At 40.2% G+C, this 16,974-nt stretch carries 21 protein-coding genes; 2 read left to right on the plus strand and 19 right to left on the minus strand.

Annotation, left to right across the window (positions count from 1 at the left end; translation table 11 throughout):
* Positions 1-9: 9 nt before the first annotated feature.
* From F4V57_RS03895 to F4V57_RS03985, 19 genes are all read right to left on the minus strand, one after another.
* Entirely contained in the window at positions 10-1,380 is a 1,371-nt protein-coding gene (locus F4V57_RS03895) for a phage tail-collar fiber domain-containing protein (protein ID WP_070069622.1), read from the minus strand.
* A gap of 9 nt (positions 1,381-1,389) precedes the next feature.
* Positions 1,390-4,167, minus strand: coding sequence for a hypothetical protein (locus F4V57_RS03900; RefSeq protein WP_081409191.1), 2,778 nt, complete (start codon positions 4,165-4,167; stop codon positions 1,390-1,392).
* An 8-nt stretch (positions 4,168-4,175) separates the two neighbouring features.
* Complete coding sequence (locus F4V57_RS03905; RefSeq protein WP_070069620.1) at positions 4,176-4,634, minus strand: hypothetical protein; 459 nt, start codon at positions 4,632-4,634, stop codon at positions 4,176-4,178.
* 1 nt (position 4,635) lies between these two features.
* Entirely contained in the window at positions 4,636-5,235 is a 600-nt protein-coding gene (locus tag F4V57_RS03910; RefSeq protein WP_070069619.1) for a phage tail protein I, read from the minus strand.
* Positions 5,235-6,119, minus strand: coding sequence for a baseplate assembly protein (locus F4V57_RS03915; RefSeq protein WP_070069618.1), 885 nt, complete (start codon positions 6,117-6,119; stop codon positions 5,235-5,237). The genes F4V57_RS03910 and F4V57_RS03915 overlap by 1 nt, the downstream gene beginning before the upstream one ends.
* Positions 6,116-6,460, minus strand: a complete 345-nt coding sequence (locus F4V57_RS03920) for a GPW/gp25 family protein (protein WP_070069617.1) — start codon at positions 6,458-6,460, stop codon at positions 6,116-6,118. Before F4V57_RS03920 ends, F4V57_RS03915 begins: the two co-directional genes overlap by 4 nt.
* On the minus strand, positions 6,457-7,080 hold the full coding sequence (locus F4V57_RS03925; protein WP_070069616.1) for a phage baseplate assembly protein V: 624 nt from the start codon (positions 7,078-7,080) through the stop codon (positions 6,457-6,459). The genes F4V57_RS03920 and F4V57_RS03925 overlap by 4 nt, the downstream gene beginning before the upstream one ends.
* A gap of 67 nt (positions 7,081-7,147) precedes the next feature.
* The gene (locus F4V57_RS03930) at positions 7,148-7,600 is read right to left on the minus strand and encodes a phage virion morphogenesis protein (protein ID WP_070069615.1); all 453 of its coding nucleotides are present in this window, start codon (positions 7,598-7,600) and stop codon (positions 7,148-7,150) included.
* Positions 7,600-8,100 (minus strand): phage tail protein, encoded by a 501-nt coding sequence (locus F4V57_RS03935; RefSeq protein WP_070069614.1) that lies wholly within the window; start codon positions 8,098-8,100, stop codon positions 7,600-7,602. The genes F4V57_RS03930 and F4V57_RS03935 overlap by 1 nt, the downstream gene beginning before the upstream one ends.
* Positions 8,097-8,951, minus strand: coding sequence for an N-acetylmuramidase domain-containing protein (locus tag F4V57_RS03940; protein WP_070069613.1), 855 nt, complete (start codon positions 8,949-8,951; stop codon positions 8,097-8,099). The genes F4V57_RS03935 and F4V57_RS03940 overlap by 4 nt, the downstream gene beginning before the upstream one ends.
* A complete protein-coding gene (locus tag F4V57_RS03945) occupies positions 8,948-9,220 on the minus strand; it encodes a phage holin family protein (RefSeq protein WP_070069612.1) in 273 nt (90 codons plus the stop codon). Before F4V57_RS03945 ends, F4V57_RS03940 begins: the two co-directional genes overlap by 4 nt.
* Positions 9,217-9,573 (minus strand): putative holin, encoded by a 357-nt coding sequence (locus F4V57_RS03950; protein WP_070069611.1) that lies wholly within the window; start codon positions 9,571-9,573, stop codon positions 9,217-9,219. Before F4V57_RS03950 ends, F4V57_RS03945 begins: the two co-directional genes overlap by 4 nt.
* 16 nt (positions 9,574-9,589) lie before the next feature.
* The gene (locus tag F4V57_RS03955; protein WP_070069610.1) at positions 9,590-9,802 is read right to left on the minus strand and encodes a tail protein X; all 213 of its coding nucleotides are present in this window, start codon (positions 9,800-9,802) and stop codon (positions 9,590-9,592) included.
* A 5-nt stretch (positions 9,803-9,807) separates the two neighbouring features.
* Positions 9,808-10,035 (minus strand): hypothetical protein, encoded by a 228-nt coding sequence (locus F4V57_RS03960; RefSeq protein ID WP_070069609.1) that lies wholly within the window; start codon positions 10,033-10,035, stop codon positions 9,808-9,810.
* Positions 10,036-10,042: 7 nt separating this feature from the next.
* The gene (locus tag F4V57_RS03965; protein ID WP_070069608.1) at positions 10,043-10,363 is read right to left on the minus strand and encodes a hypothetical protein; all 321 of its coding nucleotides are present in this window, start codon (positions 10,361-10,363) and stop codon (positions 10,043-10,045) included.
* The gene (locus tag F4V57_RS03970; RefSeq protein WP_070069607.1) at positions 10,360-10,809 is read right to left on the minus strand and encodes a head completion/stabilization protein; all 450 of its coding nucleotides are present in this window, start codon (positions 10,807-10,809) and stop codon (positions 10,360-10,362) included. Before F4V57_RS03970 ends, F4V57_RS03965 begins: the two co-directional genes overlap by 4 nt.
* Before the next feature lie 98 nt (positions 10,810-10,907).
* The gene (gpM, locus tag F4V57_RS03975) at positions 10,908-11,729 is read right to left on the minus strand and encodes a phage terminase small subunit (protein WP_070069606.1); all 822 of its coding nucleotides are present in this window, start codon (positions 11,727-11,729) and stop codon (positions 10,908-10,910) included.
* A gap of 6 nt (positions 11,730-11,735) precedes the next feature.
* On the minus strand, positions 11,736-12,746 hold the full coding sequence (locus F4V57_RS03980) for a phage major capsid protein, P2 family (RefSeq protein ID WP_070069605.1): 1,011 nt from the start codon (positions 12,744-12,746) through the stop codon (positions 11,736-11,738).
* A 45-nt stretch (positions 12,747-12,791) separates the two neighbouring features.
* On the minus strand, positions 12,792-13,628 hold the full coding sequence (locus F4V57_RS03985) for a GPO family capsid scaffolding protein (protein ID WP_070069604.1): 837 nt from the start codon (positions 13,626-13,628) through the stop codon (positions 12,792-12,794).
* A gap of 176 nt (positions 13,629-13,804) precedes the next feature.
* Between F4V57_RS03985 and F4V57_RS03990 the strand changes: the two genes are divergently transcribed.
* Positions 13,805-15,583, plus strand: a complete 1,779-nt coding sequence (locus tag F4V57_RS03990) for a terminase large subunit domain-containing protein (RefSeq protein WP_070069603.1) — start codon at positions 13,805-13,807, stop codon at positions 15,581-15,583.
* Entirely contained in the window at positions 15,583-16,632 is a 1,050-nt protein-coding gene (locus tag F4V57_RS03995; RefSeq protein ID WP_070069602.1) for a phage portal protein, read from the plus strand. Before F4V57_RS03990 ends, F4V57_RS03995 begins: the two co-directional genes overlap by 1 nt.
* Positions 16,633-16,974 lie beyond the last annotated feature (342 nt).

Here is a 16,974-nt window from a genome sequence, read left to right on the forward strand (position 1 = left end):
ACACCTTGCTTAATATTTAATGCAATACAACATTGCGACGTTGCGAGGACGATTTTCGTTAGCCGTCGGTACAATGAGTGAAGCATCAAAGCCGACTATCGGCTGTGCAGATTGTCCACCACGATCCGTTCCGTTAGTTTTGCCAGTATCGTAAAATGCTCCAGATAAAATCCCACCTGGAACACGGTTATCATCTGCCGCAGAAAATTGCCCTGTAATATTTCTGATCGCATCACTTTGTTTTGAGCCAATATTTCTATTTGTATCAATTCCTCGTGCATCATCAAAACCTCGAATAAATTCTGCACGTAAATCCGGAAGATTAAATGTGTTGACGTTATCACCTGCACCATAAATTGTGCCAATTGCGGCGAAAAGGTCTGTATAAACTGTACGAGATACTGCTGCTCCATTGGCTTTGAGATAGCCTACCGGTGCTGTGGTATTCGCAAATGCAATAATCGATCCGGCAGGTAATCCATTTGCCCGGCTTTCTGTTTTGCTGAAGACATCAAGATTGGTACGTGCTGCGGTTTTATCAGGGACATCACTGAGATTATTGGTCTTGGCCAGGGGATATGGAATAGTACCCAATGGATCATTTTGTACAGCAAGTATTTTTGCACCGGCAGTATAAGATTTTCCTAAAACGATTTTTGTATCTGACTGTACTTGCCAACCATCACTACCGGTTTTATTGCTGATCCTGTCGCCATTTATATATACCGCCAGCCCAGTTGTCGTAATATTGGCCAATGTCACAACGGTCTGATTTGCTGCTAAAGTTTGTTCTTCTTCTACCGTACTGACATGCACATCCGCAGTACTCGGATCTGACCAGACTGTATCACCATCTGCATTAGATGCTTTTTTTAAAATCTGTCCGGTTGTCCCTCCAGGAAACATGTAAGCCGGGGTCAGTGTATTAATAATCCAACTTTGGGTCGCAATGACAACGTTCGGATCAATCTTTAATTCAATGCTTTCTGCATTACTAACAACAAATGGAATGCGGAAGCAACAATCTGATGAAATACCTGAGTCGTCTGCCGGTTTATAAACGTCTGGAAGATTGCCAACAATAAATAAATTTCCATTGCTATCAAACACACCGACTTCACGCATTACAAATGCGTCAATATTGGCCGGAACGATCAATTCAAGCGTAAAGATATTGTCGTTTTCAGGATCTTGAAACACCCGATTGACAGTACTGCGGTAACATTCTCGAACCAGTTGGGTTTGTGCTGCATCGGGTGTGGTGGCATAACCGTTTCCATCGCCAACGGCAAAATGGGTCAAGCGGATTTGTGAGCCGGTTGTTGTTGCCTGTGCCAATTGTTGCAAGGCTGATGTTGTATATATAGATTTATAAATCATCATGTATCCTTATTTTTTATACATATCTGCTTTTGCCGGAAGGGTTTTATATAAAAGATAGAGTGCCAATCCTTTTAATAATTCCCCACTGTAGAAGCCATAAAACATGCCGTTATTTTCTACCCCAGAACCAGTATTTAAACGTGGAACTGCTGTAATACATCCGTTCATGTGGTGGCCACCAATGCCCGTACTCTGATAAAAATTCTGAATAAATCCTGCGCTCATTTCGATAAAATTTGGCAATGTTTCCAGTTTGCAACCGGCAAAATATGCAAGGCATGCACCGGATAGCCAAAGCCCGGCCATATCAGGCTGAAAGCCGTAGTAACTAAATTTTGGGACACCATTCACATCCCAATCAGTTACAGTCATGCCATTTGCTTTGGACGTTGTATATAACCATTGCAGCCAGTTTTCGACATATTTGATCAGATTTATCGGGACTTCTTTATTTTGCAAAACCAATTCATACCAGGCTCTTGCAGCAGATGAAAAGGCTCTGGCCTGATAGCCTTGCCATGCGTGTGCATGCCAATGTTTAAAGATCCAGCTATCTGCTGCACCATAGGGCGTGTTATCCCACCGATTCCAGACATACGCAGCCATTCCGGGTCCTAGCTCGCCATACCAGTTGTAATAAGCAATCTGTGAATCGTATAGAAAATCCACCATGTTATTTAGCTTGGTTTCATATTCCCCGGCAGTGTCTTCAATCGTCCAGATAAATGGATGCATATAACCGGGGAAAGGTAAGCCTCGCCAGCCGTTATACACGGTAGAATTTACACTGGTGTTGTTGGCATAGGGAATAATGCCCGGAGTGTATGCTAGATTTGCTCCGAGATAATTGCTGATATAACAGTCCCCAACTTTTGCAGTTAATCCTGTAGCACTGGTAAATTTCAATCCAAACAGGACTGTATATGCCACATTATCTGAGAACGTTTCCGGAACATCATTGATGCAATACCATTGAAATGTTGTGTTTGCCGTCATCGGCAAAATCACCAGTTGCGTAGATCCCAATGTGTAATTGGCCACTGTTGGTTTTGTACCGGTGTTGGTTTGATATGAATCAATCGTTAAATCGCTAATCGCTAATGCATGCGTTACAACTTTTGTCGTTGCTGGAAGTGTCCAGTACCAGTTCCAGCCGTCATCGTCAGTAATTCGTAATTTTACTGCTGCTGTTGTTGAGTAGCTAATTGAGTTCACAAGAACTTTTGTGGTTTTTAAGCCCCAAAATCCGATGATATAACCATCCGATGTTGCTGGCATAACTGCCTGGCAAATCCCACCGGCACGGTTGTCGTGTAGCATACCTTCGCCCCATGTTACCGACTTAATCGTATTGCCATAACTACTATGTGCATTTGATTTGCCAGTGATATATTCAATCCCTGAAGCTGTTGTGGTTTTAACAAAAGAGCTAAGTTTTACGTTATATGTTGTCATTGATGCTGAAGATGGTAACGTCGCAGAATATTCGGTAACTCCTTCTTCATTCTTATTCGGACCGAGTTTAAATGTACAGGTGACCGTTGGAATGTTGCCATCACTGTCGACACATGCATAATTTAGTACGATATTTGCAGTATTATCGACTTTCCACCAAACTGCTTTTTGTTCAATCGTATGTTGTACTGCGACATCCGATGCGATTGTGATATATCCATTTGCATCCCGGCCGTAAGTGACTGAAACAGTATTTGGATAGCTGTAACCATAAGAGGTTCCATCGGTAAATGGCGTATTGGCCGTGAGATCCTGGCGAAAGAATTTATCTGTTAGATCAATGTCGGCATAATCATTACAGACTTTGATTGCCGTTTTCCACATGATGCGGTATTTATCTTCACCTGTGATTTTGTAAAGCAAATAAGCTGCATCTGCGAACCATTCTTCTGCATCGCTGGCTTGTTGTGCATTCCCATTTGCAATCGGGACTTCACAAGGTTCTTGAAAGATTAGTTCATTGCGCTTGATCAGATAGCCACCATGTTCTACTGGTACTCGACAAGTGAAGTTGGTCTTGATTTCTCCATTAACGCTGCTATTTTTTAAACAAATCGTACCTTTTTCTGCGTCACTATGGCCAGTGGAAACAACCTGTTTATCTGAATTGATCTTATATCCCTGCCAGTTAATGATCCAATCCACATCATATTGTGTTCCTGCGGTATTCCAGTCCACCACACCTGTCGCATCAATATGTCTGACTTCTGCAACTAACGATTGCCAAGCAAGATGACCAATAAATGCATACGTCGCTTTATCAAGATACTGCCCAAAATAAGGGCTATCATGCGGAATTTTAGCAATACCGTTCACATAATTTAAACTTATGCCTAAAAATCCGGAAGCACTTGGACTGATCCAGTCAATCGGATAGTGTGATAAAAAAGGTTCTTTTCCATTTATCGCCCAATGTGCAATCATATTTTGTGGTTCGGCTGGAATGTTTTGTCCGAAATAAAACCAATTCATGTAACCATCAAACATGGTGATTGCACGATCTAACCAATACTGTTCTTTTGTTGCAAGATAACAATAGGCATAACCTAAAATCTGGATTGATTGTGCTTCACTATACGCTGCGCCATTCGGATAACCTTGCATGGCACTTTTATTTGAAAAGTGTAGTGCATTTGCAATAATTTCATCTGGGTTAATTAAGTAATGCTGTAACTCTGCATCTTCTGTCAAACCTGTCGCATTGATTAGAAAGTGTTCATGACCTTTAATCATTTGCAAAGCATTTTGATAATATCCGTTTGTCGACATTGTTGACCTCATTCAATCCAGCCTGATGACATACTGCCGTACCATGATTGACCGCCATCGGTAGTAAATAGATTAATAATATCGGTAACATTTGGATCAAAGGACAATACCGGTTGTCGTCCTTGTGACCATTTAATATTGCTTGCCCACGTCACTTTTCGATTGCCGACCGCATCCTGTTTTAATAACAAATTGACTGAGCGCATTTCTGCCTGATCTGGAGAATATGTTGCAAACTGAATCTGTGTTGCTGCTGTTAATACAATATAAAAATTACTGGCTTGTGTAACATCAATTGTATGATTGCTGGCACTTGTAAGTGTTTTATACAGATTAAAGCTATGTAAATATTCAGTACGATTTAATAACTGTTGTGCTTGGTTGTTAAATGTTGATGCTGAAGCCGGATCATTCGTTTCCAGCTTACGGACATTTGAGAATTTTTTTTCTGGGGTTAAATTACTCATTTTATTTCACACCATTTAATAAATATGTGCCATCAATGCTCCAGTCACCATTTAAATGCCGGCCACCTGTAGTAAATTGATATTCCATGTCATAACCTGCGGTCACTGCTGCTATTGCATAAGAGTTGCTATGACTGATAATAAAAATGTCTCCAAAACTCCAATGTGATCTCACATTTTTTGCAGCATTAATGATTTTAATCAGCTTTTTATACTGCTGTTCAGTCATGCCTTCTTGTTCAATTTTTAAGAAAACTTCAAAAGTGTAAGGGTCGGCTTTTGGTGACTGATTAAACCATTCCCGAACTGTGATATTTAAATCCAAACTGGTAATGGCTTGTTCAAGGGCTTTGATCGTGCCTTTGTAACAGTGCAGTTCGTAGGCATTTACAATGACATTGCGCTTTTGTTCCTCACTCCAGTTTCGATCCCACTCGTCAACGGAATGTTCCCATGCCAGAAATGGCAGAATTGAAGCGTCAACAATTTGCGGTTGATTAAAGTCACGAGCCGGTGTACTGACAGCAGAAATTCTGGCAAATGCCAAAGCAAAGTTTTTTTCAAATGGTGTCGTGTTGGGTGGGAATAAATGTGCCGACATTAATCTTCTCCGATCAATTTAAGCGTTACGCTGTCACAATAACCTACTTGCCCGGAGGCAATGCTAATATTCCCGGATGGACTAACGAGATCAACATATTCGACGCCAGGGCGATGTAATGCTTGATAAATTCCGGAAATACTGACGTCAGCTCCAAGTGAATGAATACTGTCGGTATATGTTTTTAGCGTTGTAGTTGCATCTGCAAGAATGACATCTGCATCCGGCCCATCTTTAATTTTAATATTGGCCACAATGTTGTAATGTACGATACTGGCAGAATAAACATTAACATGATCCGTTAATGGCCTTATTTCACTGGCATTTAATGCACTTGAGACAATATCAATTAAATCTTCGGGAGCTGTCCCATTCCCTTCGGTCGATAAAACATAAATACTGACAATTCCCGGAGTTGGGGAATAAGGTTCAATGTCTTTAACCCGAACATCTGCATTCATACCATGAAAAATATAAGCACCTTCGGATCCGGCTGTTGTGTAACCTTCAGGCGCAAGCTGTACACGTTGGCGCAAGGATGCATCGGTTTCCATGATTGCTGTTGTAGTCGCTGTGGCTTCAGTGATCATACGACGAGATAGATTGCGCTCTGCTGCTTTATGATCCAAATCTGTGCTACTACTATATGCAAGCAATACGGCTCTTGCGGACTCGTTGGCACGTTGTCTTACTAACATTTCTCGATAAGCAAAAACCTCTGCAAGTTTATAGGCAGGATCAGATTCTCTTAGCGTTGAATACTCAATGTCCAGAGCATCCATGCGGTCGTAATAGTCCTGAATAATTTCTGCAAGAATGGTTTCATAGTCGATTTGTTCGACGACTTCAGGCGGTGAAAGTTGAGAGAGATCGATTGCTGTCATGCAGCTGCTCCCATTTGTAATGGAATATTTAGATTAATTTTCTGATCGGTAAGTAAGTAAACGGCTTCAATATCAAGAATTAACGAGCCTGCGGCAAGTTCTGAAATTGTGATCTGCTCGATAATGATACGATCTTCCCAGCGTGTGATAGGCGTATAAATTGCGCTATAAAGTTTAAGAATCAGCACATCAGTTACTGGCTGATCAATTAGGTCAGCAATGATTGAACCGTAATCTCGACGCATAATCCTACTGCCGAGTGGTGTAGTAAGAATGTCTTGTATGCTTTGCTTGATATGCTCAAGTTCTGCAAGAATACGACCATTAAATCTTGACATCATGGCACGGGTTCTCCAGATATGTCAGAACCTGATTTAACATTAGCTGTCAGATGGTGTTTTAAACTGATATCACCAGCTGTTACATCGGCTTCTGTACTAAAATGACCAGATGAATGGCTGCTACCTTGTACTAATTGGCTTCCACCAACTGTATTATTACCCGTCATGGCTACGCTTCCATTGGTTAGGACGTTACCGTTGATGGTTGTATCACCATTTAATGTGATGCCACCTGGTGCAGTAATAGTTGCAGTACCATCGACTGGTAAAATGGCTTGTAAGTGATGATTTTCGGCATCGTATTGAATTACTGCTCCGTCGGAAAATTTCCGCATTTTTATATTCGGATTATTTGAAGGTGCCGGAGAGTCGTTACTGTATAAACCAACTAAGACAAAGCCATTGGTTAATTCACCTGATGCAGCAAATACAATACACTGCTCCCCTTTTGTTGGTGCATCCCAAGTCGAGTCTGTACCGGCTCTTAAAGTGAGCCATGGTAAAGGGCAAGTCTTTATTCCTTGAAAATCAACAATACAAAGGGCTTTGTCATGGTCTATTTCAAAGATCACACCAGGACGGATTAAATTTTCAAGACGACGGAGGATATCTATATTCATGCTGCAATCGTGGTGCAGCTTTTTATTTATTGCATGTGTTTATAGTTGTAAATGCTTCAAATACAACTCATTGCTGATTAAAAAAACTTAGGATTTCATTTTCAGTCATATTGATTTCTGACTCGGTAAAGCCAAGTAATTTACGTTGTGCATATTTGACTTTAATCGATTGATTTTTAGCTTTAACTATATCGACCAATCCGTATTGATGTACTCTGGCAATATTTGAAATTCTGTCATTAAAGCCAATGCTTACTCCATTTGGCATTTTTTCTATTTTTAGAAACTTGGCTGTTTTTAATCTGTTAAACATTTTACGTCTAATTTTACCCTTCTTTTTTCTGAGGTTTTTCCGGGGAATATATGGGTTCCCTTCTGGATCTTGTTGCCGGGTAATGCGCTGGCTTTGGCTTTTACGAATCTGTCGAGCAATATGCATGGTAAGTTTGCTACGCTGTTGATCATTTAGCTGATTCAACAATGCATTGAGATGCTCGGTCAGCAGTTCCAGCTCTGCCATTATAAAAAATATTCCTGTTCTGGATCTCGGGATTGCCATGATGCTAGGGCGGTACCATCTTTGTCATACAAAGTAACTTGTTTTGATGGTTCTGCCTTATGATACTGCGGTTCTTCCGGATAAGTGATGGTTAGCTTGTCATGATCATTTTTAACAATGATACGTTCAGTGACTGGAATCTGAATCACAAGATCAACTTTATCATTGGATAAAATTTCTGCTTCGAACTTAATGGCACTTTTTGATTTTTCAAGATTTGCCATTAATTCTGATTGATTAATGCGAATCCAGTCCAGCACTGGAATACTCACCGCTGCAAGATCACCGGCATAGTCGGTCAAAATTAATGTCAAGGTATAAACATATTCAAATGACAAGCCATTGGCCAGTGTACTTCTGACCGTTCCTTCATCAGCGAAAACCAGAACTCGTTCTGGATCTCGCTTGAGTTCTGGTATAGCAGAAAGTAAATGATCTTTTAAACTTTGCGGTTTTTTCATGCTGCTTTGGTCTCGCCATAAATTGGTTCAAGATGATCCCATTGCTTTTGGAACTTGGCCTGATAACCCAATTTTTTATAATTCGGACCGTTATACAAAGTAAAAACCGCTTCCCAATTTTGTGCTCGCAACGCATCAATCAGTTTCACTTTTTTATTGGCAATGGTACCGGATTTAAATTCGATAAATCGAATAAAAGCATCAAGATGATAAGATTCGCTGGCATAATGCTGATCAACAAATTCCTGTACAGATGCATAACCTAAATCTTTCCAGTTCTCAGCCATGATTTGGAATTGTCCCCAACTTGCAGACATCAAAGCAGATTCTTCATCAATTTGCTTTGCCAGCTCAAGACGGACATATTCCGCAGCATTACCCTGATAGCCACCTGTAGCGGTGTTGACCACATTGGGATACTTAGCCATCATTTTATTGGCAAAATCGAGACCTTTTTTCTGTTTGAGATAAACATACATACGATGACGTTCAAACAAAATCTTGGGTTTACCATTGCTTAGAAAACCTACGCCATTGCCTTCAACTGCACCAAATACCCTAATAGTGAGTTCTGATACATTCAAACGTTCGGCTGCTGCTTTGTAATCGCTGTCTTTAAGCAGTTTATCAACGGATTGGCCCAGTAATGCTTGTCGGGTTTTATCTCCGACTTTACCATCTGCAACTAAACCAACTTTTGTTTGAAAAGAAATGACTGCAAATTCGGTTTGTTCACCAAAATCACCGTCGGTAACCAAATCCTTGCCATTTTTACCTTTGTAGCCCAACTTTTTAAGTTGCTGCTGCAATGTAATGACTTCATTGCCTTTTGAACCAAATTTTAAAATCATGATGCACTCCAGATAAGTTTTGCCACATTACCTTTTGAGCGCAATATCAGTACTGCGAGGAGTACTGCAAAAATAGCGTCCCATAGGGTGACTGGATCTTTAAAAAATAGAATGTGAATTGATTGCCCAATGAATGCTGCGATCAGGATTGTGGCCAGTACAGAATATTCCTGACGCTGACGTAAACCGGAGGAATCAAAACAAATAATCCGGAGTCCACAGATCAGATAAGCAAATAAGGCAATCAGTTGAAAAATAATTTCGATCATGGCTTTCCTCCTCCACGAAATTTATTCCAAATGTCAGATAGGCTGGATTGGTCAACCCAGACCATAATTTTTAAAATAATCGGTAACGAAAAAATGGCAGCGATCATGCCTGCGGTTGCGTCATTATTGATAAATGATCGAGCTGTAATTTCTGGCGTCAGCAAATAACCAATGCCAGTTGCAAGGATCATCGTCATTAATCGCTGTAGTGGTTTTAAATCTTTTTTCGTGGTTGCAAATAATGCAGCACCAAAGACTGCACCTAATAAGGCATTGCCGTTGACGAATGGTAAAAGGGACGCTGCACCAAGTGTAAGGGCTGTTGCAGCTGCTGTTGTGGTTGGTTCTGCCATGATTTTATAAACTCACTTAATCCCACAGTTGTATGGTTTGTTTGGTCTGTTGGGGTGTATCGATGTCAGGTAAAATTACTTCGGTACCTATTGGCAAAATCACACCGATGTCTGCCAGCTTTGGATTTGCTTCTAGCACTTTTTCAACAACACCAGCACTCCGTCCATAATATCTCCAGCAAATACTGTCGATGGTGTCGTTCTGGATGGCAGTTATGGTCTGGGTCATTAGATTCAATCCTGACTATCCAATAACTCAGTAATCGTCACATCACAGTGATATGAGGTTGGATTAATGCCGTTGGATCTAGAAAATAATCTGGTTTCTGAACTAACGTTATGTCTTGATAAATCCAAACCCAATTTTTCAGCTACCTGATTCAATGACAGTCGTTTCAACTCTTCTTCAGTAAAAGAATAGGTATGTGTCCGTTTATGGGTTTCTTTAGAGATAATTTTCATAAAGCACCTATGGTTTTTTTGGTGGACTAAATAGACGTTCTGGACCATCTACTAGCATAAATTCACTATCGAACTTTGCTTGTGAGCAAGGTTGGTAACCACCGCCTTGTGCTTGATTCTTACAGCCAAAACATTGGCAAGGCTTTTTTTCAAGAAAATGTAGACTTTGATGTCTATCACCACAAAACCAAAACTCAACATTTATGGCATGAATATCTATTCCAATTTTCGTAGATATCGCTTCAGCAAGAATTTTTGAAACTTCATGATGTTCTAGACAAATGATTGTGCTTTTGCCGTTTGGTGTCATTAAGGTGTATTTCTTCATATCAACTCCACCACGGTATGGTTTTCACCAAGTAATTGCTGAATGGCCCAATGTTTGTTACGTCGGTAGTCTTCTGAGGTACACTCCATCAGTTCTGATTTTTTTGCACCGGAATTGGTACTGTCATAAGCCGGATACTTCTCAATCACTTTTGCGGCCACACCATTAGCCACCGCAGAAAAATATAAAACTTCTGTATCAGGTTTATCATCAACATGGCTCTTTGCTAGATCTGCTAATGTATCTGCCGTCATGACCAGTTTTGACAGCAAGCGATTTACATCGATCATTTCTTCCCGAACAATTTGACGTAAGCGAATATCTGTGACATCTCCACCAATACGAACATCGCTCCGGATTTCATCAAGAAAAATGACAGGGAAAAATGTGCCATTCGAGATGATGATATTGCTGGGTGTGCTAATCCCATTTGCGACAAAGCTCATAGTTATCTCCTTAAAACACTGGGAGGGGCAATGGCTCGGTGAGGATTTACTGTGATGATAAAATCACGACCATTGCACTCCAGTGTGGTGCGGGGCACTTATTCAGAAGTCGGCACCATATTGCCGTGGTCATCGCCCACAGGCGTTTCATTTTGATTTAACAAAACATTGGTTGGGACTTCTGGCTGTTCTGTTGTTTCTGGTTTTGCAAAAATGGAGTCCAATTTTGCAACTAGCCTTGTCATTTTGGTTAGATCAGTACGTCCACCGCATTTATCATCCCATTTGCAAGCTTGATCCAGAAAATCGCTTGCTCGTGTTGCATGAACAAAGTCGACTAACTCTTCACCTGTGATTAATCGCATCTCAGCTTTACCAAGTGCTAAATAAAGTTTTGCTTTAACTTCATCCGGCATATCACGTTTTGATTTATCCAGTGTTTCATCAGTAATCAAACTTTCAAGCCGTTCCAGAATGGTGATATCAATAGCGACATCTGTTTTAAGTACTTTTAAAAATGCTTCTGAAATTTCTTCTGTAATGAAGCATGCTTCGCTACGCTCAAAGCGATCAGGAAGTTTTAAATCGTGTTCAAGTACATATTCGGCAATATCAAGTGCAAATTCATAATCAGCAATATCAATCGCCCAAACTAGAACTTGAGTAACGACTTCGTCCTGTACACCCGGTTTTACTTCCAGAATGCCTTGAATATAAGGCTTGTAATTTGGAACAAGCTGGCGTTTTAGCTCAACTTTGTTCTGTTTGGACTGGATCTGCTTAAGACGGGCTTTATCGCTATTGAGTTGTAATAGTTGCTGTTCATAAGCATTGGTATTTTGCATCGTTCCGAACTCCGCAGCCGTTTCAGCTGCGGATTTGGCTTGATGCTGTTGGAAGTGCTTTCGAGCCAAGTTCATGACAAATTACTCCGCCTGAATTTCGATATTTTCAGCCATACAAGCCAGACCAAGATCTTCGATGTAATAATCTTCATTTGATGATTCGTAGTTTTCGACCTGATCACGTTTTGGATTGTCAATTACAGTTCGACGAATTGCGCCTTCTTGCATGTAAATTGAAAGATTATCGAAAGTTGTGACTAGAATGATGCCTTCAGGGAAAAATGGTATTGAATATACTGGTAGATTACCCATGCGTTTTTGACTGATGATGATATCTGCTGCCAGTTTTTCTGTATTTTCCTGATCTTTGTTCACCAGAGGGAAATATTTATCAGAAACTGTTTTTCGGTTACACATCACTACCAGATCAGGATTATCCTGATGGACTTCATCAATCATTTCATCAACAATATTCATCACTAACGCATCTAGGTTTTTATAATCGCCTGTTTTACCTACTGTGATTTTATTTTGAACAGTACCTGAACTCATAACTCGCGAGGTATTCTCTTCTCGCATTTTTTGCAACCAGCCTTTATTGACATCTTGCAATTTTGGATTGGCAACAATATCGGTATCTGCTGCAATACTTGTACCATTGAAGCCAATCATGATACGGTCAAGAGCCTGGCGTTTAATAATCACACCACGGAAACGAGCATAGAAATCTTTAAATTTTGCCCATTGATCCAGTTTTTGATATTTAATTGACGTATCAAAGTCTGTTTTACGGCAAAAATAAAATCGGCTATCCAAACCTGTTGGATCTTTAGTTTGACGATCGCTATTATTGGTATTAGTACGTGATGCAATAGGTCGAGAAATTCCAATACCAATGGCCTCAGCGGATTGTTCATTAACCAAATAAATATTAATTCTTCGCAAAAATTCAGATGATTCCTGAATTCTCTCTTTAAGTTTCTGCTGAACCGATGGCGTTACGGTAAATTTTTGAGCGACATTTTCAACACCATTGAGCTTGGCTAACTGTGTCATCGCTTTATTAAACTTTAATCGTGTTTCTGGACGCATAATAATTACTCTAAATTTTGGGATTAAATGGTTTGAGTCAGCTGCTTAACAGTCGACTTCACCAATGTCTTGACTAAACTGACTGTTGTTTGACTCTGGACGATTCTGTCCACCCGGTTCCTGATCCAGCTTAGTTTTTAAGTCATTAAAATCTTTTTGCAGCTGCTCATGCTGGGTTTTAAGCTGACTGAATTCCTGACCCTGATCTGCGGTTTGCTGTGCAATCACAAGAATGGCCTGTTCATTTTGTGAAAAATGATCTTGGGTTTGCTGTTGTTGCTGTTCCTGTTTCTTAAACAGATTTTTGACTTTATCGACCAGATCACTGGCGAATGATTTATCGTCTTTAACTTCTTCAAACTCCAGGATTGTTTCCTGTGCTGCAGTAAAAATATCATCCGGTCGTAATTTACGATCAGCCAATGGATTGACCTGTGCTTTGGCCGCAAATTGCAACATTTCTGTACCCAATGATGCGGGGCTGTCTGTGACAGCCAAACCGACTAAATAAGCCTGATTGGTTTTTGCAAAATTTGGATCAACTTCAATGGACGTATAAATTTTTTGGTTTTTCTGGTTTAAATCGATCAAATTTTGGTTGGGTTGAATTTGAGCAAAAAGTGCATCTTTTTCTTCCCCATCAATGGTGACTTTTTCAGTTTTTAAGGCAATCACGTCCCCATAAGCACCAAATGCACTGTCAGGGAAATAACTCCGGATATGCTCCACATTGATACGGGCACCGTAAGTATCTGGATTGTAGGTTTTTGCCATTTGCTGAATCCATTCAGCCGAAATTTCACGGCCATCGGTGGTGTCGCCTGCTACTGCAATTCGAAACCATCTGGATTTAAATTTTTTGGGCTGATTTTTATCGGTCATTCTGCTGTACCTGTTTAAAGGGATAAGGGCTATTTCAATAGGTGCAGAATGGGCAATCAGACTGTGTACCTGCAATCTGTTGTAGTTGTAAATCAGGCATATACAACTCTGTATAACTGCTAAATGTGTGATCACCTGCCAATGTTTGCGAATAAATCGTCAGCAAACCGCAGGATATGAACGAACTTTCACAATTAGCAAATTTAGAGCTGCTACTCGACAACAAACTCAAAGCCAAATTTTTATATTGGCTCGGCTGGAAAATTGTCGATATTGCGGAAGCTCTAGATGAGAATGAGCGAACTGTACAGGCTTGGAAAACCCGGGAAGAATGGGACAAAACCCGACCAGAAAATCGGGTTGAAGAGGCCTTAACGGTCCGATTGATGACAATCACCCTTAAAAATAAAAAATCAAATGGTGACTATAAAGAACTGTCCGAGCTGTTTAAAAATTACAAAGAGTTTGCTCGGATTGAACGATTCAAAGACGGTGGTAATGAAGCAGATCTCAATCCAAATATCGCAAAACGTAATGCATCACCGAAAAAGAAAAAAGAGAATAATCAATTTACTGAAGAACAAGTTGAGCTGCTCATTGCAGCATTTGAAGACAGTCTTTTTGACTATCAGAGGGATTGGTATAAGGCTGGCAATCAACGTACTCGAGTCATTTTAAAAAGCCGACAAATTGGTGCAACTTGGTATTTTGCCCGAGAAGCTTTGGTCGATGCAGTCAAAACTGGTCGAAATCAAATTTTCCTGTCTGCTTCAAAAGCCCAAGCACATATTTTCAAAGAATATATCAAAGGCTTTGCTTATGAAGCCTGCGGTGTTGAACTGGTTGGTGATCCAATTATATTGCCGGATAACAATCAGGCATCATTATCATTTTTAGGTACTAACTACCGAACTGCACAAGGCCACCATGGAAATTTTTATTTTGATGAATTCTTCTGGACGTTTGGATTCAATGAGTTAAATAAAGTCGCTTCGGCAATGGCTTTGCATAAAAAATGGCGTAAAACCTATTTCTCTACACCATCCACTATGGCACATGAAGCCTATACATTTTGGACTGGTACCCGTTTTAACCGTGGTCGAACCAAAGATCAAAAACTCAATATTGATGTTTCACATGATGCATTAAGGAATGGTCGTTTATGTGAAGACAGAATGTGGCGACAAATTGTCACAATCTTAGATGCCGAAAATGGTGGCTGTGATTTATTCGACATCGAGGAGCTACGATTCGAATATTCTCCTGAAGAATTTATGAATTTGTTGATGTGCCAATTTATTGATGATGGCGCATCAATCTTTCCATTAGAAATGCTACAGCGATGTATGGTGGATTCATGGGAACTTTGGGCCGATGAATTTAAGCCATTTCACGCTCGTCCCTATGGCAATCGCCCAGTCTGGATCGGCTACGATCCAGCTGAGTCTGGTGACAGTGCTGGTATGGTAGTGGTCGCACCACCGTTGGTGTCTGGTGGCAAATTTCGAGTGCTTGAAAAAATCCAGTTCCGTGGCATGGATTTCAAGAATCAGGCAGAGATGATTCGCCAAACTACCCTGCGCTATTACGTCACTTACATTGGTTTGGATGTCACTGGCATGGGAACTGGTGTAGCCCAATTGGTAAAACAATTTTTTCCAAATCTCACAGAATTCAGTTACTCACCTGAAGTCAAAACTCGTCTTGTTCTAAAAACAATGGACGTGATCAGAAATGGTCGGCTGGAGTATGACGCTGGCTGGACTGATCTATCTCAATCACTTATGAGCATCAAAAAAACCCTAACACCAAGTCAAAAACAGATGACTTTCACCGCAGGACGTTCGGAAGAAATTGGTCATGCGGATCTGGCTTGGGGATTGATGCATGCTTTGTACAACGAACCGCTTGAAGGACAAACACAAATGAACCAATCATTTATGGAGATTTATTAATGAATCCCTATTCTACCGCTAAAAATTTACTGAACTTTGCCATCAATCAATTGCCACTTAATCATAAAATCAGATCACAAAAAACCGAAGCATTTACCTTCGGTGATGCAGTGCCAGTATTGAATGGCAATGAATTATCAGATTATCTCGAGTGTTGGTTTAATGGCCGCTGGTATGAGCCTCAAGTAAGTATGTCAGGGCTTGCAAAATCTTATAAATCTACGCCTTACCTGAATAGTGGAATTATTTTTAAACGTAATTTTCTGGCAAATCTATTTATTCCACATCCTCATTTGAGTTCTATTGAACAAATCTCACTTGATTTTATTTGGTGCGGTAATGCTTATCTGGAAGAAGTTAAATCCAGACTTGGGAATGTAATACAGTACAAGCCAGCTTTGGCAAAATATATGCGACGTGGTAAAGATACTGACCAATATTTTTTATTAAATAATGATCATAACGGCTATCAAGAATGGGAATTTCAGTCAAGAATTTGTCACGTTCGAGAAGCGGATATTGATCAGGAAATCTATGGATCACCTGAATATATCTCAGCACTACAAAGTGCATGGTTGAACGAGTCCGCTACTCTTTTCCGTCGCAAGTACTACAATAACGGATCACATGCTGGTTTTATCTTATATGTAAATGATGCAGCCCAAGACCCAAATGATATTACAGCATTACGAAAAGCACTGAAGGATAGCAAAGGACCCGGTAATTTCCGAAATCTTTTCTATTACGCACCTGGTGGGAAGAAGGATGGCATACAGATTTTGCCAGTCTCTGAAATTGCTGCAAAAGATGATTTCGCCAACATCAAATCAATTACCCGGGACGATACACTTGCAGCACTTCGTGTGCCACCGCAACTCATGGGAATTGTACCAAATAATACCGGTGGCTTTGGGTCAATAAAGGACGCAGCGGAAGTATTTTATCAAAATGAAATTGTTCCACTTCAATCTCGTATGATGCAGATCAATGAGTGGGCTGGTGATGAGGTCATTCGGTTTAAAAAGTATAAACTAGATAATGTGACATAACCCTAATAAAGATATTCATCATTCTCAAGCCAGCATTTGCTGGTTTTTTTTATGCATTTTTAAAAACTCGGCACAAATGAGATTAATTATCACCTATATCCACCATAACGCCAGCCGTTCGCAGTCCCCCCCGCCTGCGATCCCTATCTAAACAATGCAACTTAACTGCATCAAAGGACTCATCATTCCTAACCACAACGACGTTAAATATCAATATTTACAGATGATCACCCTAAATATTTCAATACTGCATTTCACTACACAGATGCACATTTGCCGAAATGACAAAATTGATAAAAATACATAGCAAAAAAGATCATCTGATAAGAATTAAAAAAGTAA

This window comes from Acinetobacter qingfengensis, assembly GCF_008693185.1.
Classification (GTDB): Bacteria; Pseudomonadota; Gammaproteobacteria; order Pseudomonadales; family Moraxellaceae; genus Acinetobacter; species Acinetobacter qingfengensis.